General features: G+C 58.8%; 14 protein-coding genes. 7 read left to right on the plus strand and 7 right to left on the minus strand.

The window, feature by feature from the left end; genetic code table 11:
• Nucleotides 1-4 precede the first annotated feature (4 nt).
• Nucleotides 5-925, plus strand: coding sequence for a LysR family transcriptional regulator (locus MWH02_RS10105; RefSeq protein WP_271460627.1), 921 nt, complete (start codon nucleotides 5-7; stop codon nucleotides 923-925).
• A gap of 241 nt (nucleotides 926-1,166) precedes the next feature.
• On the opposite strand, the gene MWH02_RS10110 is transcribed toward MWH02_RS10105, so the two are convergent.
• From MWH02_RS10110 to MWH02_RS10125, 4 genes are all read right to left on the minus strand, one after another.
• Nucleotides 1,167-1,940, minus strand: coding sequence for an FCD domain-containing protein (locus tag MWH02_RS10110; protein WP_036650080.1), 774 nt, complete (start codon nucleotides 1,938-1,940; stop codon nucleotides 1,167-1,169).
• A 78-nt stretch (nucleotides 1,941-2,018) separates the two neighbouring features.
• Nucleotides 2,019-2,336, minus strand: coding sequence for a PTS sugar transporter subunit IIB (locus MWH02_RS10115; protein WP_101761733.1), 318 nt, complete (start codon nucleotides 2,334-2,336; stop codon nucleotides 2,019-2,021).
• Between the two features lie 9 nt (nucleotides 2,337-2,345).
• Nucleotides 2,346-3,773 (minus strand): glycoside hydrolase family 1 protein, encoded by a 1,428-nt coding sequence (locus tag MWH02_RS10120; RefSeq protein ID WP_271460521.1) that lies wholly within the window; start codon nucleotides 3,771-3,773, stop codon nucleotides 2,346-2,348.
• 9 nt (nucleotides 3,774-3,782) lie between these two features.
• Nucleotides 3,783-5,117, minus strand: a complete 1,335-nt coding sequence (locus MWH02_RS10125) for a PTS sugar transporter subunit IIC (RefSeq protein WP_061719102.1) — start codon at nucleotides 5,115-5,117, stop codon at nucleotides 3,783-3,785.
• A gap of 168 nt (nucleotides 5,118-5,285) precedes the next feature.
• On the opposite strand from MWH02_RS10125, the gene MWH02_RS10130 reads away from it, so the two are divergent.
• Complete coding sequence (locus MWH02_RS10130) at nucleotides 5,286-5,597, plus strand: PTS lactose/cellobiose transporter subunit IIA (protein WP_271460522.1); 312 nt, start codon at nucleotides 5,286-5,288, stop codon at nucleotides 5,595-5,597.
• Nucleotides 5,598-5,690: 93 nt separating this feature from the next.
• Nucleotides 5,691-6,320, plus strand: coding sequence for a LysE family translocator (locus MWH02_RS10135; protein WP_271460523.1), 630 nt, complete (start codon nucleotides 5,691-5,693; stop codon nucleotides 6,318-6,320).
• 69 nt (nucleotides 6,321-6,389) lie between these two features.
• On the opposite strand, the gene MWH02_RS10140 is transcribed toward MWH02_RS10135, so the two are convergent.
• Together MWH02_RS10140 and MWH02_RS10145 are read right to left on the minus strand one after the other, a co-directional pair.
• Nucleotides 6,390-6,875, minus strand: a complete 486-nt coding sequence (locus tag MWH02_RS10140; protein WP_222234276.1) for a hypothetical protein — start codon at nucleotides 6,873-6,875, stop codon at nucleotides 6,390-6,392.
• 173 nt (nucleotides 6,876-7,048) lie between these two features.
• Entirely contained in the window at nucleotides 7,049-9,235 is a 2,187-nt protein-coding gene (locus tag MWH02_RS10145; protein WP_271460524.1) for a TonB-dependent siderophore receptor, read from the minus strand.
• Between the two features lie 278 nt (nucleotides 9,236-9,513).
• Here MWH02_RS10145 and fes point away from each other — a divergent pair, with 278 nt between their 5' ends.
• The 4 genes from fes to entS all read left to right on the plus strand — a co-directional run bounded on the left by fes (nucleotide 9,514) and on the right by entS (nucleotide 20,900).
• Entirely contained in the window at nucleotides 9,514-10,872 is a 1,359-nt protein-coding gene (fes, locus tag MWH02_RS10150; RefSeq protein WP_271460525.1) for an enterochelin esterase, read from the plus strand.
• The gene (locus tag MWH02_RS10155; RefSeq protein WP_110866731.1) at nucleotides 10,865-11,086 is read left to right on the plus strand and encodes an MbtH family protein; all 222 of its coding nucleotides are present in this window, start codon (nucleotides 10,865-10,867) and stop codon (nucleotides 11,084-11,086) included. Before fes ends, MWH02_RS10155 begins: the two co-directional genes overlap by 8 nt.
• A 52-nt stretch (nucleotides 11,087-11,138) precedes the next feature.
• Nucleotides 11,139-19,532, plus strand: coding sequence for a non-ribosomal peptide synthetase (locus MWH02_RS10160; RefSeq protein WP_271460526.1), 8,394 nt, complete (start codon nucleotides 11,139-11,141; stop codon nucleotides 19,530-19,532).
• Nucleotides 19,533-19,637: 105 nt separating this feature from the next.
• The gene (gene entS, locus MWH02_RS10165; protein ID WP_271460527.1) at nucleotides 19,638-20,900 is read left to right on the plus strand and encodes an enterobactin transporter EntS; all 1,263 of its coding nucleotides are present in this window, start codon (nucleotides 19,638-19,640) and stop codon (nucleotides 20,898-20,900) included.
• Here entS and fepB read toward each other — a convergent pair.
• Nucleotides 20,897-21,847: a Fe2+-enterobactin ABC transporter substrate-binding protein gene (fepB, locus tag MWH02_RS10170; RefSeq protein ID WP_271460528.1), complete on the minus strand. Its 951-nt coding sequence runs from the start codon at nucleotides 21,845-21,847 to the stop codon at nucleotides 20,897-20,899. The two genes, entS and fepB, sit on opposite strands and share 4 nt — an antisense overlap.
• Between the last annotated feature and the right edge of the window lie 186 nt (nucleotides 21,848-22,033).

The following is a 22,033-nucleotide window of genomic DNA, read 5'->3' on the forward strand; positions in this document are numbered from 1 at the left end:
GAAGATGATCCGACTGGAAGATGTCACTCTGTTTGTGCGTTCAGCCGCACTCGGCAGCTTTTCACGCGCGGCGCGCGAGGTGAATTTACTGCCCGGACAGGTCAGCGCGGCGATTCAGCGGCTGGAGCGGGAACTGGATCGCCGCTTGTTCGCCCGTTCCACCCGCAGCCTGCGCTTAACCGCCGAAGGGGAAAAGTATCTGCCCTTTGCGCAGGAGATGCTGGCGCTGATGCATGCCGGTGCCGAAAGCTTGCAGAGCGATGAAGATGCGCTGAGCGGCGAGCTAAAAATCGCGCTGCCGTCGGATATTGGTCGCAATATTTTGCTGCCGTTGATCACTGACTTTTGCCGCGCGCATCCGGCGCTGGCGGTGCGGCTCTCCTTTTCCGACCAGATCAGCGATGTGTTCCGCGATCCGGTGGATATCGCCATTCGCTACGGCAAGCTGGAAGACAGCAGCTACGTGGCGTTGCCGCTGGCGGAGGACAATCGCCGCGTGATGGTGGCGTCGCCGGATTACCTTGATCGTCACGGTCGACCGCAACAGCTGGAGGAAATCGCCCAGCAGCATCATGGCCTGCTGTTTATGATGGGCGGCCACGTTTACGACAAATGGACCTTTCCGCAGGATGGCATGCGCCGCCAGATCACGGTGAAAAGCCGCATGCTGTGTGATGACGCCGAAGTGGCGCGCCGCTGGGCCATCGCCGGCATGGGCATCGCTTATAAATCGTGGATTGATGTGTGTGAGGATGTGCTGGCCGGCAGGCTGGAACGCGTAATGCCAGAGATGCCGGGCGAAAGCACGCCGCTGCACCTTATCTGCCCGCATCGCAAACAGTTTTCCCCCGCGATCCGCGCGCTACATGAGGTGCTACGCACGCCGCTGCGTGCGTTAACCGCGAAGCTCACCCAGCATGAGTAGCGTCGCGATTTATCGTGCAGCTTAGTCATTGAACTTTGCGCGCTGCGTTGTAATTACTGTCACACAGGGGCCCGCATTTAGGTCGTTATGCTCGTCAGGTAAGACGTGAAAATCCTTAGTTACCGAGAGCTCACATTGTAGCGGCGCAATGCATTGCGCGATAAATCGCGCCGCTACGGAAGAAGCGGTGATTTGATACGGCGCTTAACTGAGCGGCATTACGCCATGAATGGCGACCTCATCACATCAACTTACCCTGGAATATCGGCACGGATTCGAACAAATAGCCATCAAAGTCAGGCGCGTCGGCATCCGATAACTCCAACAACGTGTTCTTGACGTTTTCCAGGTGCTGCCACATCGCCTGCCAGGAACCCATCACATCCCGGCGGCGCAGCGCGGCCAGAATGGTTTGATGATCGCCCAGCCACTTCAGGCGATAGGCGCGGGTTTCATACTGCGGTCGCAGTTGCTGCCAGAGCGGGCTGGCTTCGTGATGACGCCAGACGCTGGTAACGGTATCGAGCAGCATCTGATTTTGCGTCGCGCCTGCCAGTAGCAGATGAAATAACTTGTCGTTATCCTGGCTGCTGTCGTTGAGTGCAATGGCGCGCTGCTCCTGCTCCAGCGTGCGGCGCAGGTTTTCAATATCGGCTTTGGTGGCCATTTTGGCGGCGAAGGCCGCGATGTTGCTCTCCAGCAGCTGACGCGCCTGCAACATCTCGAACGGGCCGACATCGCTGCGGAAAAAGGCCTCTTCCGCATCCTCGCTTTCCGAAGGAATGCGCATCACGTAAACGCCAGAACTTTGACGAATATCCACCGTGCCTTCCAGCTCCAGCATTAGCAACGCTTCACGCACAATGGTGCGGCTCACGCCCCAGGTTTCGGCCAACTGCCGCTCTGGCGGCAGTCGTGATCCAACCGGATAATGACCATCAAGGATTTGCTGACGCAGATGCTGACCAATTTCCTGATACTGCTTTTTCTCTTGTGGCGCTTCGGCTTTTTCCACGCTCTCACCCTTTTGCATCATGGTGCATTCGGCCCGGCCGCGTCCTGTGCGAGCCGGAGCCTGACTGCTATCTGGGCGCTAGTGTACCAAAGCCAGTGCCTGATCGAGTACCTTTGCACCATTCAACGTGCCGTAAGCCACGCTATCGATCACCGCAATCGGCAGCTGATAGCTGTCGGTCAGCTTTTTATTCTCCTCCAGCTTAAAGCGCACCTGCGGTCCCAGCAGCACCACCACCACGTCCTGGCCGTAGTTTTGTAACTCTTCACGCAGGTTTTGTTCCGGAATAGCGTAGATCTGGTACTCAAGACCGCGTGCTACCGCCTCTTTCTCAATGCGGGTGACTAACATCGAAGTCGACATGCCTGCCGCGCAGGCCAGAATAATGCGTTTCATTGTTGGTCCTTATTTGGCTTCATCGTCAATGTTGAGGGTCAATTGCTGGGTATCGCGCAATTGACGGAACCAGTGCGCGGATTTCTTCATCCGCCGCTGCCGCTGGTTGTCGAGGTCGATCTCGATCAGTCCGTAGCGGTTTTTGAAGGCGTTCATCGGCGAAACGTTGTCGGTGAACGCCCACAGCATATAGCCCTGACAGTTGCTGCCCGCTTCACGCGCACGCACCGCCTGGTATAGATGTTCAGCAATAAAGTTGATGCGGTAGTCGTCCTGAATTTCGCCCTGCGCATCCTTAAACTGCGCTTCATTTTCGATGCCCATGCCGCTCTCGGCTACGAACCACGGCAGATTGCCGTACTCCTCTTTCATGCGCTGCGCCATGTCGAAAACAATGCGTGGCTGAATCTCCCAGCCGCGCGAGCTGTTCATGCGGCGGCCTGGCAACTCAAAATGTTCGTAGTAAAAAGCGGGATGGAATGGCGTCTCTGGGTGCCAGGCGCGTGAAGGCGCTTTAACACGATGCGGATAGTAAAGATTCAGCCCCACTTCATCGACGGTGTTGGCGGCGATGATCGCCAGCTCTTCCTCGGTCGCATCCCACTGCACCTCATGTTTATCCAGCAACTGCAGTAATTCCGCTGGATAAACGCCTTTGATTGCCGGATCGAGAAACACCCGGTTGTAAAACAGATCGTAGATTTTTGCGGCTTTAACATCGTGCGCCGCCGACGAGCGCGGATAGGTCACTTCCGGATTGAGAATGGTGCCCACCGTGCCGGCATAACCCTGCTGGCGGAACAGCTTAACTACCTTCGCTGTGGCGAGATTTTTATGGTGATTCCACTGCATCCACTTATGGGTGTTCTGCTCATACGGCCAGCGGAGCGCATCAAGATAGACGCGCGTCTGCACCACAATCGGCTCATTGAAAACAAACCAGCGCGTCACTTTTCCGGCGTAGCGGGCAAACACCTTCTCGGCATAGCGAGTAAAAAGCTCAACCACATGTTTTGATTGCCAGCCGCCGTACTCTTCCAGCAACTGCAGCGGCAGTTCGTAATGTTCGAGACACAACATCAGTTCAATGCCCTGTCGCTGCATCTCATCAATCAACTGGTCGTAATAGGCCGCGTACTCCTCATCAACCACCGCGTTTTCATAATCGGTGAGAAAACGCGACCAGTTGATGGAAGTGCGATAGTGCGTCAGCCCCGCCGCTTTCATCAGCGCCACGTCTTCGCGGAAGCGGTTGATAAAATCTGTCGCCACCGCCGGTCCATAGCCGTTATGCCAGACGTGGCGATCCTGCTGATACCAGGCATCCAAATACGAATCCTGGCCGGCTTTTTTGCCGCTCCAGCCTTCGGTTTGCCAGGCCGATGCCGCCGCGCCGAGAATAAAACCCTGCGGCAGCGCAATGGTGTGCTTACTCATAGATTCTCCTTAATTTTGTGCCAGTTCGGCCTGCAGATTTTTCGCTTCCGCCGCTTCAGCGCGACGCGCGGCCACTTTGACAAAAGGCAGATAAATCAACACCGAAACCACGATGCAGATGATTTGCGTCACCACCGCGCCCATCGAACCGGCGGTAGAAAGCCACGCATTGATGATCGGCGGCGTAGTCCAGGGAACCATCACCACCGCTTTACCGGCAAAGCCCATCACCGTGGCGAAATAGCCAATCGAACCGGTTACCAGCGGCGTGATGATGAAGGGAATGGCGAGAATGGGGTTAAGCATGATCGGCATACCAAAAATCACTGGCTCATTGATGTTGAATAAGCCAGGTCCGAACGACAGTTTGGCGATTTCACGCATCTCTTTGCGTTTGGTGGCGATCATCACGGCGGTTAACAGTCCGATAGTCAGACCGGAACCGCCGATGCTCATGTACACGTCCCAGAATGGCATGGTGATGATGTTTGGCGCTTCCTTGCCCTGCTCGAAGGCGTTCATGTTGACCAGAATCGCCCCCAGCAGCAGCGGCTCACGAATCGGTTTCACCATCTGGTTGCCATGAATACCAATCACCCAGAACAGCTGGGCAACAAACATCAGCAGCAGAATGCCCCACAAGCTCTGCACCACCGATTCCAGCGGCTGCTGCACCACTTTGTACACTGCGTCGTACAGGTACATGCCGGTGATCTGATGGAAGATAAAGCCAAAGGTGGCGACCAGCGTGACGGTGATGATCGACGGAATCAGCGCAGAAAATGACGCGGCAACGTTCGGCGGCACGGTATCCGGCATTTTGATCTTCAGCCGTTCAACCTGCTCCAACCGGCAGTAAATCTCCACCGACAGAATGGCGATAAACATGCCGAGGAACAGACTTTTGGTATCGGAGAACTGTTTCGCCAGCACATCGGTTACCACATGCATCTGGCCATCCACCAGCATTTGCAGCGTGGTGGGCGTCACCGAGATGAAGCAGATGATCGCCAGCAGGCCGGGAAACAGCGTTTTAATGCCGTTAATGCGGCCCAGTTCGATACCAATCAGAAACACCGCGCCGATATTCAGAAAGCTCAGCGTGGCGTAGTTAATGCTGCTGGTGATCGGTTTCAGATCGGCGAGAAACGACAGCGCAGAGAAACTGGCGAGGCCATTTTTCGGATCCAGCACCATGTTGGAAATCAGCACCGAAAACGCGCCGACGATGATCACCGGCATCAGCGTAATAAACGAGGCTTTGATCGCCATAATGTAGCGGTAGCTATTGAATCGTGTGGCAAAGCTACCCAGTGAATCGATAAGACGTTCCTGTAGAGACATTGGTCAACCCTCAGCGGTTTTAGGTGTTATGCATCAGCTTGATGGTTCGTGGCATACCAAAATGGCGATATTCGCCGTTAATTTCTGTGATCATGCTCGCGGAACTCCTTTTTGGTATTCCGGTAGCATCGTTGTTACCAATTTGGCATACCAATAAGTGAGGCGGATATGGATTTTGAACAAACGATGATGGAGTTGCTGATTAATGCCGGTGAGGCGCGATCGCAAGCCATGATGGCGATCCAGCAGGCGCGTAAAGCTGACTGGCAAGGTGCCGATGAGGCATTAGTGGCATCCGACGAGGCGGCTAAGGCAGCGCATAAAATCCAGACCGCGTTAATTGGTGCCGATGAAGGCAGCGGTAAAGTACCGGTCACGCTGATTTTGGTGCATGCGCAGGATCATCTGATGACGGCGATGCTGTGCCGCGATTTGGCGGGCGAGTTGGTGCTGTTAAGGAAGGAGTTGCATGGGAAGTAAGGATGCAGCAAGGATGAATAGTTAAACCATTTTGGAAGAATGCAGCTTCAGGCGATATAACATTGGTTCACTTCCGCCATCGCAGAGGAACCTATGGCGCTGTCACATGAACTGATTCTGATCTACACCACCTATTTCGTCGCTACCGCCAGTCCCGGCCCGAGCAATATGGCGATTATGGGTACGGCGATGAAACAGGGACGCGGCGCGGCGCTGGCATTAGCGAGCGGCGTGATTGGCTGTTCAATGATGTGGGCGCTGCTGGCGGCTTGCGGGGTTCTCACCGTGCTGGCCACCTTTGCGCAACTGCTGATTGTGCTGAAGATTGGCGGAGGACTGTATCTGCTGTGGCTGGCGTTCAAGGCGGGGAAATCGGCGCTGCGTCGGCCAGATGCCAGTGAATTCGCACCGGTCAGCGAAAAAGCGCGCTTCGGCAGAATGTTTCGTCAGGGCATTTTGATGCACGTCGGCAATCCTAAAGCGATTTTGACGTGGGTAGCGATCATGTCGGTGGCGTTAAAACCGGGTGCGGCGGCATCAACCTTACCGATGATTATTGCGGGCTGCGCGGCAATTTGTGTGCTGGTGTTTGGCGGTTACGCGCTGCTGTTTTCCACCGCGGTGATGGCGGCTTTCTATCGCCGCATCCGTCGTGGGCTGGATGCGCTGCTGGCTTGCTGCTTCACAGTTGCGGGATTGAAACTGGTGTTTAGCCGGAGTTGATGTGGGGAGGTCGCCATCAATGGCGACCTGAAAAAACCATATCGGTGCGCATTTATGCGCACCCATACATCAGGAATTATTCGGCGGCGTGGCGTCGGTTTCACTGAACGCGGGCTTCTGGCGCGTTACAGAATAGACCACGTTTTTCGGGCTGTTCGGATCGGTGGTGACATCCACGGACGCGATGGTCACTTTGCCAAAACCAAACAGCGTCTGCACGTAACCACCAATCTGGTGTTTACCTGGCGCAACACGAATTTCTCGTTTTTCACCCTTCTTCAGCAGCCCCGCATCCTGACCATCTACCGTCACATAGACAGAAGAACCGTCATCGGTACGCGTCACCAGATGCGAAACGTTAATCACCGTTGGGCCGGTCTCGAATGGAGAAGGCGAATCATTATTGTCGATTGGCGCGCCGGTTGCAGGCTGAGCGGCGGACGTGTCCGCAGTCGCAGTGCTGTCATGAGATGTACCAGTAACGGCGGCAAGGCGGGCGCAGCCGGTGAGCATGATTGTTGCCATCAAAGTGGCTAAAGTGAAGCGCGATAACATCGTGACGAAAAACCCCTGCTAAATGAGAAGCGCGTATTTTAACGTGACTTGCAGAGTGATGACAGTCACACAAATACAGTATTTTCCGAAAACCGCTTAATAAATACCTGGCTGAAAAGCGCGTCGCACGGAATGCGAAACGAAACGGCGGCCACGCAGGCCGCCGGAGGGAATTACCAGCTGTAGCTGACCGAAGCCACAATGGTGCGACCGCTGCCGTAGAAGCAGGCACTTTCGTTACTGCATGACGCCACGTAGTGCTTATCCGCGATGTTGTTGACGTTCAGCTGCAGCGTGGTGCCACGCAGCGAGTTCGCCGCTTCGCCCAGCTCATACTTGGCCATCGCATCATACAAGGTGTAATGCGGTACTTTGTCGACGCCAATTTCATCCGCTGGCGCGGTGCCGGTATAACGTACGCCGCTGCCCAGCGTTAAGCCGCTCAGCACGCCATCAAGGAAGGTATAGCTGCCCCACGCCGACGCCGCATGACGCGGAATGCTCGACGGTGAATGGCCGATGCGCTGCGTGATGCTGCTCTCTTTGGTCACCGCATCGGTGTAGGTATAGGCCGCTAACAGTTTGATCTCTGGCGTGATCTGCGCATGCGCTTCGGTTTCGATGCCCTTCGAACGCACTTTACCAATCTGCTCGTTGTAGCCGGTCACGCTGTTATAAGCGGTGATGTTTTTCTGCGTGATATCAAACGCTGACACGGTAAACACCGCATCCCAACCCACCGGCTGATACTTCACGCCGACTTCGGTCTGTTCGCCGGTGGTCGGTTTGAACGGATCGGTGCCTGGCGCGCCGCTGTTGAGGTTCGGCTCGAAGGAAGTGCTGTAGCTGACGTACGGTGAAATGCCGTTATCGAAGGCATACAGCAGACCCGCGCGGCCAGTGAACTTGTTGTCATTCTGCTGAGTTTGGCTGTCGTCGGTGCGATCCTCCGTGCGCACTTCGCTCCAGTCGTGACGTCCGGAGAGCAGCAGGTTCCACTGATTCCACTCCAGCTGATCCTGCAGATAAACACCCACCTGATCGAGCTTCTTGCGCGTGCTGGTGGTGAGCGTCAAATCGCTCTCGTTGATCCTGATGCGCGTCGGATTCGCCCAGTCGAGGATGTACTGATCGCCGCTGTCGCGCCACAGTTTGTTATCGACGTCGCTCCACTTGTAATCGAGCCCGCCGAGCACGGTGTGCGCGATGTTGCCGGTTTCAAAGGTGGCTTTCAGCTGGTTATCAAGACCCAACTCTTTCGACTTGATCTTGTCATGCTGCGGACGACGATTGATGGAGTGATCGTTATCGGCATCAAAGGTATACACCAGATATTTGTACGATTTGTCCATGTTGCTGTAGCGCAGATTCTGCGTGAAGCTGATGTTATCGCTTAAATTGTGCTCGAAGATATAGCCAATCGACGTCTGTTCGCGCTTGGCTTCGTTAAAGCTTGGATCGCTGACGTTGAAATCGTAAGGGATAAAGCCCGCGCTGCTCTCTTTCAACGTACCACTGGCCGGCAGGAAGTTACGGTATCCCGCTTTCGGCTCGTTTTGATACATCGTCAGCAGCGTGAAACTGGTGTCTGCGTTCGGCAGCCAGGTTATCGCTGGCGCAATCGCCATGCGCTGCTGTTTGTTGTCCTTAACGAACTCATGTTTGGTGCTGGCAATACCGTTCAGGCGGTAAAACAGCGTGTTGTCATCATTCAGCTTGCCGCCAAAATCAAACGCCGCTTCACCCAAATGCTGATTGCCGGTGCTGAGCTGTACTTTGTGAATGCTCTGCGCGGTCGGGCGCTTGCTGGTCATGGCCACGATACCGCCCGGATTCACCTGGCCGTACAGCACAGAAGCTGGGCCGTGGATCATCTCTACGCGCTCCAGCAACCAGGGATCGATCTGCCCCGCTGCGCCCGCCTGGCCGGATAAACCGTAGCTCAGGCCATCAAGGAACTTCGGCGCATAGCGGAAACCGCGCGCGATGATCTCATCATTTCGGTTGGAGTTACCGCGATAGTTGGTCAACACGCCGCTGCTGTAGCTCAACGCATCCGCGACGGAGGCCGCAGCCTGATCGTCCATCTGCTCGCGGGTAATCACCGAAATGGATTGCGGGGTTTTGCGCAGCGGCGTCGCGGTTTTGGTGCCTGCCGCGCTCTCTTTCGCCACGTAGCCCTGCAGCGGCGAGGTCACGCTTTCACGCGTGTCGGCGTTGACGGTAAGGGTCTCTTCGGCGGCCACGCTGAAGGCGGCTGGTGTCACCAACAGAATTGAGGCCAGAGAAAGGTACAGAGGATTGAATCTGAACTGCCGTGCCACAGCAGGTATTGCTGAATTTTTAGCGTTAACGGACATAGTTGCTATCTCTATTTCAAACTGCCTTGTAGATGAAATAATCCGTTCAGTCGCCCTCGCCCAACGACAAGGGCTGTAACGGATTGAAATATTAATCTCTTGCGTAATTGACGGTCCTAATCTCCCTGCGTGACGTCCTTCACAAAATAATCCACTGAAATTACGAAGGTTTATCAGGCACGAAAAATCATATTGCAAATGTAAATCGTTATCAATAGCATTTGCATTAGCTTTGATTAAGTAAAGACAGTGAACAAAATGTGGAGATGGGTTGCAGGATGTTTCTAACAAGCGCAGAAAATACGACGCAGACGTGGTTGCCCGCCGGAACAGTTGCGCAATGGTTGCAGCAGGCCGAAATAGGAAGCGAAAGCTGGTGGCAGCGGCTGTATGCGGTAGGTACGCCGCTGGTGGAGCGTGACGAAAGCGGTCAAACGACCATGCACTTCTTCTGGCGCGATCCCGAAGGGCATTCCGCACGTTCTTCCACTGAACGGGTTTATGTCGATATTAACGGCGTCACCGATCACCACAGCGAAGCGCCAGAAAGTCTGGTGCGTGTCGGCGACAGCAACGTCTGGCATTGGTCAACCGCCATTGAATCTGACTGGCGCGGCAGTTATAGCCTGATCCCCGCCACCGCGCAGCAGTTACCGCCGCTGTTTTGTGGCGATGATGCCGAATGCCGCGCGCTGCAGCGTAAGTGGTGGATCTCGCTGATGCCGCTGGCGATCCCCGACAAATTCAATCCCACGCCGCCGTTTCTCAGCAGCCGCCGTTTTGCGCTGAGCAACGCGCACATGCCGGATGCGCCGGATCAATCGGCCTGGCGCGCGCTGGATGCCGGCATGGCGGAAACCTGGCCGGATACGCTGCAAACCCTGCAGTGGCACAGCGCGTTGCTCAACGTCACGCGCAACGTCTGGCTTTATAGCACCGGAACAACCGCTCAGCCCGAACAGCGTCCGCTGGCAATCCTGCTCGACGGACAAAACTGGGTGTACGGCCAACCGATTTTCAGCGCGCTGGATCAGGTCACCGCCGATGGCGCACTGCCGCCCGCCTGCTGGCTATTTATCGATGTTATCGACAGCCAGCACCGCGAAGCCGAACTGCCGTGCAATGAAACCTTCTGGCAAGCGGTGCAACAGGAACTGTTGCCGCTGGCACGCCAGCACGCGGCGTTCAGCAGCGACGCCGACCGCACGCTGGTGGCCGGGCAAAGCTATGGCGGACTCGCCGCGCTCTATGCCGGTTTGCACTGGCCGCAGCGTTTTGGCCGCATTCTCACGCAATCCGGCTCCTTCTGGTGGCCGCATCTGCAATACATCCGCGACTACGCCAACCGCGAGCAGCACGCACCCGGCTTGCTACTGGAGCAGCTGCAACAGGGCGATTTACCGCCGGGCAAGCTGAAGATTTTCCAGGAAGTGGGCGATCGCGAGGCGGACATGGTGTACGTCAACCAGCAGATCGTTCCGGCGCTGCAGGCCGCTGGCCATGAATTACATTTTCGCCGCTTCGCCGGAGGGCACGATGCGTTGTGCTGGCGTGGCGGTTTGATCGACGGCTGCCGCTGGCTGCTGGCCGATTTTCTCTCCCCTACATCAACCTCTGAAGGTAACCACCATGTCTGAACAACAGAATCCGTTTGATAACGACGCGCTCGATTTTTTTGTGCTGCTTAACGCGCGCCAGCAATACAGCCTGTGGCCCGCTTTTGCTCCGGTTCCGGCAGGTTGGCATAACGTGGCGGGACCGCTGACGCGCAGCGCTGCCATTGAGTTTATCGAAGCAAACTGGCACGACATGCGGCCAGCGACGCAACAGACGTCGTCTACCGCGCATTAAATTTTTTTAACTTTCTCTTTTTTAAATTGTTTTTCTCGACAGGAATTGTCCTTTGGCAACGTTCAACCAACCTTATCCTTTAGTCGCGGCGCAGCCCGGCATCTGGATCGCTGACAGCATTGCGCAGCAGCGCAATCAATTTACCGTGGCGCACTACAGCGTGCTGCACGGCGACATCAATCGCGCGGCGCTGGACAGCGCCATTCAGCAGGCAATGGCGGAAGCCGATACCGTGCAGGCGCGCTTCGGCCTGGATGAGCAGGGCAATCCGGCGCAGTGGTTTGGTGCACAAGCGCCGGTCGCGCCGGAATGGCACGATTTCAGCCAGCGCGGCGATGCCAGCAGCCAGGCTCAGAAACTGATGCAGGCCGATCTCGCTGCCGATCTGCCCGCCGACGGCGACAAACCGCTCTATCGTCATGCGCTGATGCGCATCGGCGACGGCAGCTGGCTGTGGTATCAGCGCTATCACCATTTGCTGGTGGATGGCTTCAGCTTTGAAGCGCTGACCCAACGCGTCGCGGCGATCTACGCCGCCCTTTGCGCCGGCGAATCGCCCGCGCCCTCGCCGTTTACCCCGTTCACCACGGTGATTGACGAGATTCAGCAATGGCAGGATTCGCCGGCTTTTGCCCGCTCGGCTAGCCACTGGCAAAGTTACGCAGCGGATTTGCCGGAAACCCTGACGCTTGCCAGTGAAAACGTCAGCGATCCCGGCGATCGCCCGATCAGCTGTCAGGTAACGCTGCCGCAACTGACCACGCTGCGTCAGCAGCAGCCACTCGCCGACAGCAGCGAAGGCGATATCGTCAGCGCGCTGTTGGTGACCTATCTGGCGCGCTTCAGTAATTGCCAACGTTTGTCGATTGGCTTCCCGTTTATGCGCCGCATGGGTTCGGCAGCAATTTCTACCCTCGGCCCGGTGGTCAACGTGTTGCCGCTGATTTTCAGCATCAGCGATGAGATGACCTTGCCGATGCTGGTGCAGCAGGTGCAAGGCGAAATCCGCAAAGCGCGCCGTCATCAGCGTTATGAAGCGGAACAGCTGCGCCGCGATCTTGGTCTGGTCGGCAGCAGCCAGGCGCTGTATGGTCCGGTGATTAACGTCAAGGTTTACCACGACGATCTGCAGTTCGATGGCCATGCAGCTCCAACGCACACGCTGGCGATGGGCCCGGTCGACGATCTCGAGTTTGAAGTCGGCTTCCGCGCTGGCGCATTGCAGCTGACGCTGGTGGCAAACCCGCGCCGCTACGAGGCAAAAACGCTACAACGTCACGCCGAGCGCATCAGCCACGTGCTCACGCAATTTGCGGCGGATGCCAACACGCAAATCGGCGCGCTGTCACTGCTGGCGCCCCAGGAACTGATCGATCTGCAACGCTGGTCGACCGGACCAACCATCGTGCCGCCCGTCGCCACTCACACCATCGTCGATATCCTGCTGCAAGCCGCTGAGCACTACGGCGAGCAAACCGCGGTGGTGTGCGGTGCGCGCAGCCTGAGCTATCGCCAGTTAGCCGATCGCGCGATGCAACTGGCGCATCTGTTGATCGCGCGCGGCCTGCAGGCTGACGATGTGGTGGCGATTGGCATTCCGCGTTCGGTGGATTCACTGGTAGCGATGTTCGGCGTGCTGGCGAGCGGCGCGGCCTATATGCCACTCGATCTCGACTATCCGCGCGAACGCCTGGCGCTGATGTGCGATGACGCGCAGCCGAAGCTGCTGCTGACGCACTCCAGCACGCTGGCGCAAATGCCGGAGTTAACGCATCTGCTGATCGATCAGATTGCGTTGAGCACCCTTTCCACCGCACGACCCGATACCCAACTGTGCGGCGACGATCTGGCCTACATGATCTACACCTCAGGATCGACCGGCCGCCCGAAAGGCGTGATGAGCACTCATCAAGGTTTGCTCAATCTGTTCCTGTCGCACCGCGAGCATCTGTTTGGCCCGGCGATTGCGCGCTTCAGCGCTAGCAGCCCGCGCCGCATGTGCGCTGGTCACACCGCTTCCTTCTCGTTCGATTCCTCATGGGAACCGCTGTTCTGCATGCTGATGGGCTGCGAGCTGAATATCTTTGACGAAGAGCTGCGCCGCGATGCCTGGGGCCTGATTCAGCAGATGAACGCGGTGCCGGTCGATTTACTGGATATCACGCCGTCATTCTTCTCGCAGATGATCGACAGCGGCCTGCTGGAAGCCGATAACCATCGTCCCTCTTTCGTGATGATTGGCGGTGAAGCGGCCACGCCAACGCTGTGGAAGCTGATGCAGCAACAGCAGCAGATGGAGATCCACAACTATTACGGCCCATCGGAATACACCATCGATACGCTGGGTGCCAGCGTCATGGCGTCACCGCAGCCGGTGATTGGTCGTCCGGTGGGCAACAGCGAAGTCTATTTGCTGGATAACCAGTTGCGTCAGGTGCCGATTGGTTCTGCTGGCGAGCTGTATATCGCCGGAAGCGGCATCGCGCGCGGTTATCTGCGTCGTCCCGATCTCACCAGCGGACGCTTTGTCGCTAACCCCTTCCGCGATGGCGATGTGATGTACCGCAGCGGCGACCTGATGCGCTGGCGTCAGGATGGACAGCTGGCGTTTATTGGGCGAACCGATCACCAGATTAAAGTGCGCGGCTTCCGCGTTGAACTCGGTGAGGTGGAAAATGCGCTGGTGGCGCTGCCGGAAGTCAGTACCGCCGTGGTGATCGCCGAGGTGATGGGCGCCACGCATCGCCTGATTGGTTACTGCTCGGTGCAGGATGATGCGCTGCGCGCCGATGCCGATCTCAACGCCCGTTTGCTGGCGCAGCTCGCCACGCAGCTGCCGGATTACATGGTGCCTGCGGTGCTGATGGTGATGGACGAATTGCCGCTCAACGTTAACGGCAAGATTGATCGTCAGGCGTTGCCGAAGCCGCAACAGGCGCAGCAAAGTCAAAGTCGCGCCGCCAGCACGCCGCAGGAGCAGCTGATTTGCCACGCGATTGCCAGCCTGCTGGGGCTGGAGAGCGTTGGCGCGGAAGATGATTTCTTCGCGCTCGGCGGCGACAGCATCTCAGCGATGGGGCTCAGCACCGCCGCCCGTCGCGCTGGCTATCTGTTGCGTCCACGCGAAATCTTTGCCGAACGTACCGCTGCACGCATGGCGCGGGGTTTGCAGCCGCTGGCACAACACCACACCGGCGCGCGCGTCGCGCAACAGGGCGCGATTGGCGGCTTGCCGATTCTGCACTGGTTCAACGCCCAGGCGGGCATCAATGCGCGCTTTGCTCACGGCGTGCTGCTGTCGGTGCCGCCGCAGTTGCAGCTCGTTCAGTTGGAACAACTGATCGATCAGCTGGCGCAGGCGCATCCGGCGCTCAACGCCTTTACGCGCGGTGATCAGCTGATTGTCGGCGAAGCGCTGACGACGCGCCCTGCCCGCGTGCGTGCGCTGGAGGTGCAGGATCGCGACCAAGCAGCGGAACGGGCGTTCCGCCAGGATGCTGAGGCGCTCGACCCGGCTAACGGCGCGCTGCTGCACGCCACGCTGCTGCAGCAAGATGGCGCCAGCTGTGGGCTGGTGCTGACGCTGCATCACCTGATTGTCGATGGCGTCTCGTGGCGCGTATTGCTGGAAGAACTGCAACAGGCCGGTGACGCGCTGCTCAATAACACGCCGCTGGTGATCCCCGCCGAGGAAACCTCACTGCACGACTGGTCTGCCGCGCTGCTGGCGAACCTTGCGGCGCGCGCCAGCGAGTTACCGTTCTGGCAGCAGATGCTGGCCGAGCCGCTGCCGCTTGTCGGTCAACGGGCGATTCAGTCCGGCGATCGCCAACAGCATCAACGCACGCTGCTGGATGCATCAACCACGCACGCGCTGCTCAACACGCTGCCGCAGCACTATCGCGCCACCAGCGAAGAGCTGCTGCTGACCTTGTTGACCCTCGCTCTGCGCCAGCTCAACGGCAGCGCACAGCAGCGCGTCACGCTGGAATCGCATGGCCGTGCCGAACTACATGCGCAGCAGGATCTGGCGCGCACCGTCGGCTGGCTGACGGCAGAATACCCTTTACTGCTGCCGTTGCCAGAAAATCCACATGCGCCGCTCAATGAGTGCGTACGCGCGGTGAAAGCGGTACTGCGTGCGGTGCCGGATCGCGGCATTGGCTACGGGCAGCTGCGCTGGCTCGATGCACATCGCGGCGTGACGCTGGAAAAACTGGCAGCGCAACACGCGCCGCAGGTGCTGTTTAACTACCTCGGGCGCTTTACACCGCGCAGCGGTGACTGGACGCCACAGCGCACCGCGCAACAGTTCCGTGACACTTTCGCGGTATTACAGGATGACGCGCTGCCGCTGCAGAACGCGCTGGAACTCAACGTCTTCGTTGAGGAGCAGCCACATGCGGCGCAGCTGGCGCTGAACTGGAGCTGGGCGGACGGCGTGCTCAACGCCGAAGCGATTGCCGATTTACATCAGGCAATGGCGGCTACCGCGCAGGCGCTGATCGCGCTGGCCCAACAGCAACCGCAGCACGCCGCCCACACGCTGGTGGCCGCCGAGGTGGCGCTGGAAGGCGTTGATGACGCGCTGCTGCAACAGCTGCATGCGCGTCACGGTGCGTTTAGCCATGCGCTGCCGTTGTTACCGCTGCAAAAAGGTTTGCTGTTCCACGCGCAAACCACCGCGCAGCAAGGCAGCTATAACTCATTAACCCGCCTGACGCTGAGCGGCGACATCAGTGCCGCAGCGGTACAAACCGCGCTCGACGCGGTGTTACAGCGTCATCCGCAGCTGGCGGCGCGCTTCGACGCCGAACTCAGCCTGCAACCGCTGCAGCTGATACCGGAAGGCGAATTGCACTGGCCGCTGACGCTGCTTCAGTTGGGCGAGGAAGAGGACATTCAGGCGTTGGAACATCAGGCGCTGGCGCAGGATCTGTTTAGCCAGCCAATCATGCTGCACGCCACGCTGATCGCCCATCGCGATGGCGCGCGCTGGACGCTACTGCTCAACGCGCATCACTTGGTGGTGGATGGTTGGTCAACGCCGGTGATCCTCAACGATCTGCTCAGCGCGCTGCGCCAGCAAATCTTGCCCGCGCACAGCAGCAGCTACGCCGACATCGTGCGTCAGCTCAGCCAGCGCGACAGCCATGAAGCGCGTCAGCAGTGGCAAGCTTGCCTGAAAGACGTGCGTCCGACGCTGCTCTATCCGCAGGCCGCCGACAGCGCGGTCAACGAAAAGCGCATTACGCTGGATGCCACGCTGGAGCGGGAACTCTATGCCCTATGCCGGGCGCGCGGCTTAACCCTGAACACCGTGATGCAGGGATTGTGGGGCTTGCTGCTGTCGGTCGCCAGCGGCCAGGAAGACGTGGTGTTTGGTGCGCCGGTTTCTGGCCGTTTTGGTCAGATTGACGGCATCGATCAGCACGTTGGCCTGTTCAGCAACACGCTGCCGGTGCGCGTACGCTTCGATCATCAACGTTCGTTACTGGCGCAGCTCGCCGATCATCAGGCGCAGCAAATCCAGCTGATTGAGCAGGATTGCCTTGGCCTCGCCGAGATTCAGCAATGTGTCGGCGCCGGTACGCTGTTCGATACCTTGCTGGTGGTGGAGAACTATCCGGACAACCAAACGCTGCTGGATGCCAACGCCACCGTGCGCTGCGAAGCGATCCATAATCGCGGTTACACGCACTATCCGCTGACGCTGTTGGTGCTGCCGGGCGAACAGCTGACGCTGCTGATGGAGTATCGCGACTGCGTTAGCGAGCCGGAACGTCTGGCCGAGCGGCTGTTATTGCTGTTGCAACAGCTGGTCAGCACGCCGGATCTGCCGCTGACGCAGTGGAAGTTGCAAACGCTGGCCGAGCAATCGCTGCTCGCCTGGGTGAATAACACCGGCGTGCAGCTGGAAAATGAAACCCTGCAACAGGCGATTGCCCAGCAGGCGGCGCGCACGCCCGACGCGCTGGCGCTAATGGATGTCGACCACCGTCTGAGCTACGGCGAAATGCAGCGTCAGGCCGCGCTGCTGGCGGATCGCCTGATTGAAGCGGGCGTAATACCAGGCGATATCGTCGCCGTGGCGCTGCCGCGCTCGGTGCGTCTCAGCATTGCACTCACTGCCATCCTGCAGGCGGGCGCGGCCTATTTGCCGCTGGATATCGGTTATCCCGATGAACGTCTGGCTTATATGGTGGAAGATGCGCGGCCGTGGGTGCTGATCACCGAATCCGCGCTGGAAACCCGCTTTGCCACGTTTGGCACGCTGATGATGTTTGATGGTTTAGCCAATGAAAACCTTCAGCCGCGTCACCCTTTGCCGCAGGCGGACGCCAGTCGCCCGGCTTACGTGCTTTACACCTCGGGCTCGACCGGTAAACCTAAAGGCGTGGTGGTGAATCAGCGCGCCATCGTCAACCGCCTGCGCTGGATGCAGGCCAGCTATCCGCTGCGCGCCGACGATGTAGTGTTGCAGAAGACGCCGTGCAGCTTTGATGTATCGGTGTGGGAGTTTTTCTGGCCGCTGATGACCGGTGCGCAGCTGATGATGGCGCCGCCGGAAGCGCATCGCGATCCGCAGGCGCTGTGGCAGCTGATCGACGATTATCGCGTGACCACCCTGCACTTCGTGCCCTCGATGTTAGCGGCCTTTGTCGGCCATCTCGCCGCGCAAACCGAGCAAGCTTGCCCAACGCTGCGCCGCGTATTCTGCAGCGGTGAAGCGCTGGCGTGCGACCTGGCGCGCAGCTATCAGGAAGCGATCGCCGCGCCGCTGCACAATCTGTATGGTCCAACCGAAGCCGCCGTCGATGTCACCTGGCAACCGGCCAGCGGCAGCGCGCTGGAAGGCCTTAACGGGCCGGGCGTGCCGATTGGCCGTCCGGTGTGGAACACGCAGCTGCATATTCTCGATAGCCTGCTGCGACCGGTGCCGGTTGGCGTGCCGGGCGATCTCTATCTCAGCGGCGTGCAGCTGGCCGATGGCTATTTGCATCGCGCTGATCTTACGTCACAGCGCTTTGTCGCCGCGCCGTTTGCCGAAGGCGAGCGCATGTATCGCACCGGCGATATCGCCAGCTGGCGCGCCGACGGCGCGGTGGAGTATCTCGGCCGCAGCGACGATCAGCTAAAAATGCGTGGACAACGTATCGAGCCGGGCGAAATCGAACAGGCGCTAGTGGCGCTGCCGGGCGTGGCGCAGGCGGTGGTGGCGGCGCGCGCGCTGACGCAGCACGCCACGCTGGGCGTCGATAACCGTCAGCTGCTCGGCTGGCTGGTGGCCGAAACGGGCGTGGCGCTGGATATCGACGCGGTTAAGCAGCAGCTCGGCGAACGTCTGCCGGCGCATATGCAGCCGGTCAGCTATCTGCTGCTCGACCATCTGCCGCTCAGCGCCAACGGCAAGCTGGATCGTAAAGCGCTGCCGATGCCGCAGCTCAGCGCGCGCAGCGGCCGCCTGCCGCACAGCGCCAACGAGCGTTTGCTGGCGGATCTGTTCCAGCAGCTGCTTGGTTGCGACAGCGTGTTTGCCGATGACGACTTCTTCGCGCTCGGTGGTCATTCGCTGCTGGCGATGCGTCTGGCGGCGGAACTGCGTCGTCGTGAGGTGCCGCCGCTCAGCGTCGGGCAGATCATCGCCGCGCGCAGCGTGGAGAAGCTGGCGGCGCTGCTTGACGGCGGTGCCAACAGTGAAAGCGGTGGCAACGGCGAACTGCTGCCGCTGCGCGCCGGTCACGGCCCGACGCTGTTCTGCATCCATCCGGCATCCGGCTTCGCCTGGCAGTACAGCGCCCTGCTGCACTATCTCGACGGCGACTTCCCGATTGTCGGCCTGCAATCGCCGCGGCCAAACGGCGTGATTGCTGCCTGTCACAGCGTGGAGGCGATGTGTGAACGTCATCTGCAGGCGATTCGCCAGCAGCAGCCGAGCGGTCCGTATTTCCTGCTCGGCTATTCACTCGGCGGCACGCTGGCGCAAGGCATTGCGTCACGTTTGCAGGCGCAGGGTGAAACGGTGGCATTTCTTGGCCTGCTGGATACCTATCCGGCAGAAGGTCAGGACTGGCGCACGCCGGATGCCGATGAAGCGGAACAGGAAGTGGCGCGTGAGCAGGCCGGGTTTATGGCTGCGACCGAAGATGAGCGCGATCCGCTACTGCGTGAAGAGAAGGCGGCGATGTTTAGCACCATCGTCGCGAACTACAAAGACGCCGTCGCACGCCTGGCTGAAGCGCGAACGCCGCGCTATGCCGGCCACGCCACGCTGTTTATGGCCGAGAAAACCCTGCCGCCGGAGATGGATGTGCGCGCCAGTTGGGCACTGTTCGTTGATGAATTGACGATCTTCCCGCTGGATTGCGAACACGCCGATATTCTTTCAGCAGATTCGTTGCAGGTGCTGGGACCGTTGATAAATCGTTTGTTAGCTCGGCGTTAATTAAGGCACATACCGTAGCGGCGCGATTCATCGCGTTTTGACAAAAAACGCGCAATAAGTTGCGCCGCTACGGGTGATGCAAATGTGATTCACCGTTGGAGATTTATGGCTAAGCCCTCGATATTCCTAGATTTCAGTTTGCTTAAAAACAATGCATCCTTCCGCGCGATATTCTGCGCGCGCATGCTCTCGGTATTTGCCCTTGGCATGCTGGCGGTTGGCGTGCCGGTGCAAATTCAGGCGATGACCGGCTCCACGTTGCAGGTTGGTGTGGCGGTAATGCTCGATGGCATCGGCATGTTTATCGGCCTGCTGCTCGGAGGCGTGCTGGCCGATCGCTACGATCGCCGCAAATTAATCCTGTTCGCGCGCGGCACCTGTGGCATCGGTTTTGTGCTGCTCAGCCTCAACGCCTTCAGCCCAGCACCTTCGTTGCTGGCGCTCTACTTCCTCGCTTTCTGGGATGGCTTCTTTGGCGCGCTTGGCATGACCGCGCTAATGGCAGTGATTCCGCTGATCGTCGGACGTGAACATCTGGCGGAAGCAGGTGCGCTCAGCATGCTAACGGTGCGCCTCGGCGCGATTTTGTCGCCCGCGCTCGGCGGCATGATCATCGTTGCGGCGGGTGTCGGTTGGGCGTTTGCGGTCGCCGCGATTGGTACGCTAGCAACGCTGATTCCGCTGGTGCGTTTACCGTCGATGAAGCCCGAACAACAGGAGCCGGAGCATCCGCTGCGCGCGCTGGCGAGCGGCATGCAGTTTGTCTGCCAGCATAAAGTGGTCGGCGCGGTAGTGCTGGTTGGCTTGCTGCTCAGCATGGTTGGCGCGGTGCGTATTCTGTTCCCGGCGCTGGCGCTGACCTATCACGCCGATGCATCCGCATTAGGATTGATGTACTCGGCGGTGCCGCTGGGTGCGATGATCGGTGCCTTTACCAGCGGCTGGGTGCGGCAGTTAACGCGCCCGGGATGGGTGCTGATGGGTTGTGCGCTGCTGGCATTTGCCTGCATCGCCTCGCTCGGTCTTTACAGCCATCTGCTGCCCGCACTGCTGGCGCTGGTGTGTTACGGCTACAGCAACGCCATCGCCTCGCTATTGCAGTTTATGCTGACGCAGCACCACACGCCGGATGCGCTGCTGGGACGCGTCAACAGCCTCGGCACCGCGCAGGATGTGACCGGCGATTCGGTCGGTGCATTGGGTTTAGGCGCGCTGGCACGCGTGCTGGCACCGTTGAGCAGCGTGCTGTGGTTTGGCGGATTGGCGGCGGGATTGCTGGTGCTGTTGTCGCTGGCGGCGCGCGGCCTGCGCTCGGCGCGCCTCAGTGAACAACCGGACGCGCCGCAGCCCGCCACCGCAGAGGCTTAACGGGTAAACTGCCGCTCGATGCTGCTGAGCATATTGCTGGCGCTGTAGTAATCGAGACGAAAAGTATCGTTACCCACGGCAAAGATGTCGTGCTGCTGTACCGCCGGCAGATGGGCGAGGAATGGATTCTTCGCCACCTGCGGCACGGTTTTCACATCAGCGGCGAACAGCAATAGCGTGTTGCCGGTGATGCCATCGGCCATGTTTTCGCCATTCAGCTGAATAATGTCATTGCGCTTACCCATGCTGGTGCTGCCCTGAAAACTGGCAGGCGGCGCGGCCAGCGTAAAGCCCAAATCCTGTAATAGCGCGCCCTGCGCCGATGCTGGCGTCCACAAGTTCATTCCGCGTCCATCTTCGTAATAGACCAGCGCAGAGGTCGGCTGCGGCGGCAGCGTAATCTTGTGACGCACTGCTTCGACTCGTTGGTCGAATGCTGCGATCACCTTTTTGGCATCAGCTTCATGGCCGGTAATCTCGCCCAGCTGCAGGGTCAATGCCTGCCAGCTCTTATCGCCATAGTCGATCACTAACACCGGCGCGATGGTTTGCAGCTGATCGTAGAGGCGCAGCGCCGAATCGCCGCCGGTGGCGGCAATCACAATCAAATCCGGCGCTTCGGCGGCAATCGCTTCGGCATTCGGCTGTGAAATATAGAGCGGTTTAACCTGACGCGCTTTGGCCACCGCGCTCCATTGCGTAAAAAAGCCCTGCGCATCCGATACGCTGCTATTGCGACTGGTGGCGCCGGAGCCAACCAGCGGCGCGTTAATTGCCAGCAAAGTGCCACTCAGCGTAACGCTGGTCGAGACAATGCGCTGCGGCGGCTGTTGCAGGGTGAAGGGGCCTTTCGGTGTGGCGATAGTGCGCGGCCAGGCGGCGTCGGCTTGTACATGGGTGCAGATGAAAAACAGGCTAAGCAGCAGAGAAAGAGCGGGGAAACGCATCAGGTTGTCCATCACTTGATAGTTGAGAATAAATATCATTATCAAAAATAAGTGTAGGTGCAAGGGAAATTGTGCGTGGTTTCCCCTCACCCTAACCCTCTCCCGCAGGCGGGAGAGGGAATAATTAGGTGGAGAGAATGGTTAGGTGGGCGCAATCGGCTCCCTCTCCCGCGCGTGGGAGAGGGC

The sequence above is a fragment of the Pantoea leporis genome (assembly GCF_028048155.1).
GTDB classification, from domain to species: domain Bacteria; phylum Pseudomonadota; class Gammaproteobacteria; order Enterobacterales; family Enterobacteriaceae; genus Pantoea; species Pantoea leporis.

Bases quoted from the DNA above. Each gene is read 5' to 3' on its own strand.
- MWH02_RS10140 (WP_222234276.1), bottom strand. From the start codon at position 6,875: ATGTTATCGCGCTTCACTTTAGCCACTTTGATGGCAACAATCATGCTC.
- fepB (WP_271460528.1), bottom strand. From the start codon at position 21,847: ATGCGTTTCCCCGCTCTTTCTCTGCTGCTTAGCCTGTTTTTCATCTGC.
- fes (WP_271460525.1), top strand. From the start codon at position 9,514: ATGTTTCTAACAAGCGCAGAAAATACGACGCAGACGTGGTTGCCCGCC.
- entS (WP_271460527.1), top strand. From the start codon at position 19,638: ATGGCTAAGCCCTCGATATTCCTAGATTTCAGTTTGCTTAAAAACAAT.
- MWH02_RS10145 (WP_271460524.1), bottom strand. From the start codon at position 9,235: ATGTCCGTTAACGCTAAAAATTCAGCAATACCTGCTGTGGCACGGCAG.
- MWH02_RS10105 (WP_271460627.1), top strand. From the start codon at position 5: ATGATCCGACTGGAAGATGTCACTCTGTTTGTGCGTTCAGCCGCACTC.
- MWH02_RS10115 (WP_101761733.1), bottom strand. From the start codon at position 2,336: ATGAAACGCATTATTCTGGCCTGCGCGGCAGGCATGTCGACTTCGATG.
- MWH02_RS10125 (WP_061719102.1), bottom strand. From the start codon at position 5,117: ATGTCTCTACAGGAACGTCTTATCGATTCACTGGGTAGCTTTGCCACA.
- MWH02_RS10155 (WP_110866731.1), top strand. From the start codon at position 10,865: ATGTCTGAACAACAGAATCCGTTTGATAACGACGCGCTCGATTTTTTT.
- MWH02_RS10130 (WP_271460522.1), top strand. From the start codon at position 5,286: ATGGATTTTGAACAAACGATGATGGAGTTGCTGATTAATGCCGGTGAG.
- MWH02_RS10135 (WP_271460523.1), top strand. From the start codon at position 5,691: ATGGCGCTGTCACATGAACTGATTCTGATCTACACCACCTATTTCGTC.
- MWH02_RS10120 (WP_271460521.1), bottom strand. From the start codon at position 3,773: ATGAGTAAGCACACCATTGCGCTGCCGCAGGGTTTTATTCTCGGCGCG.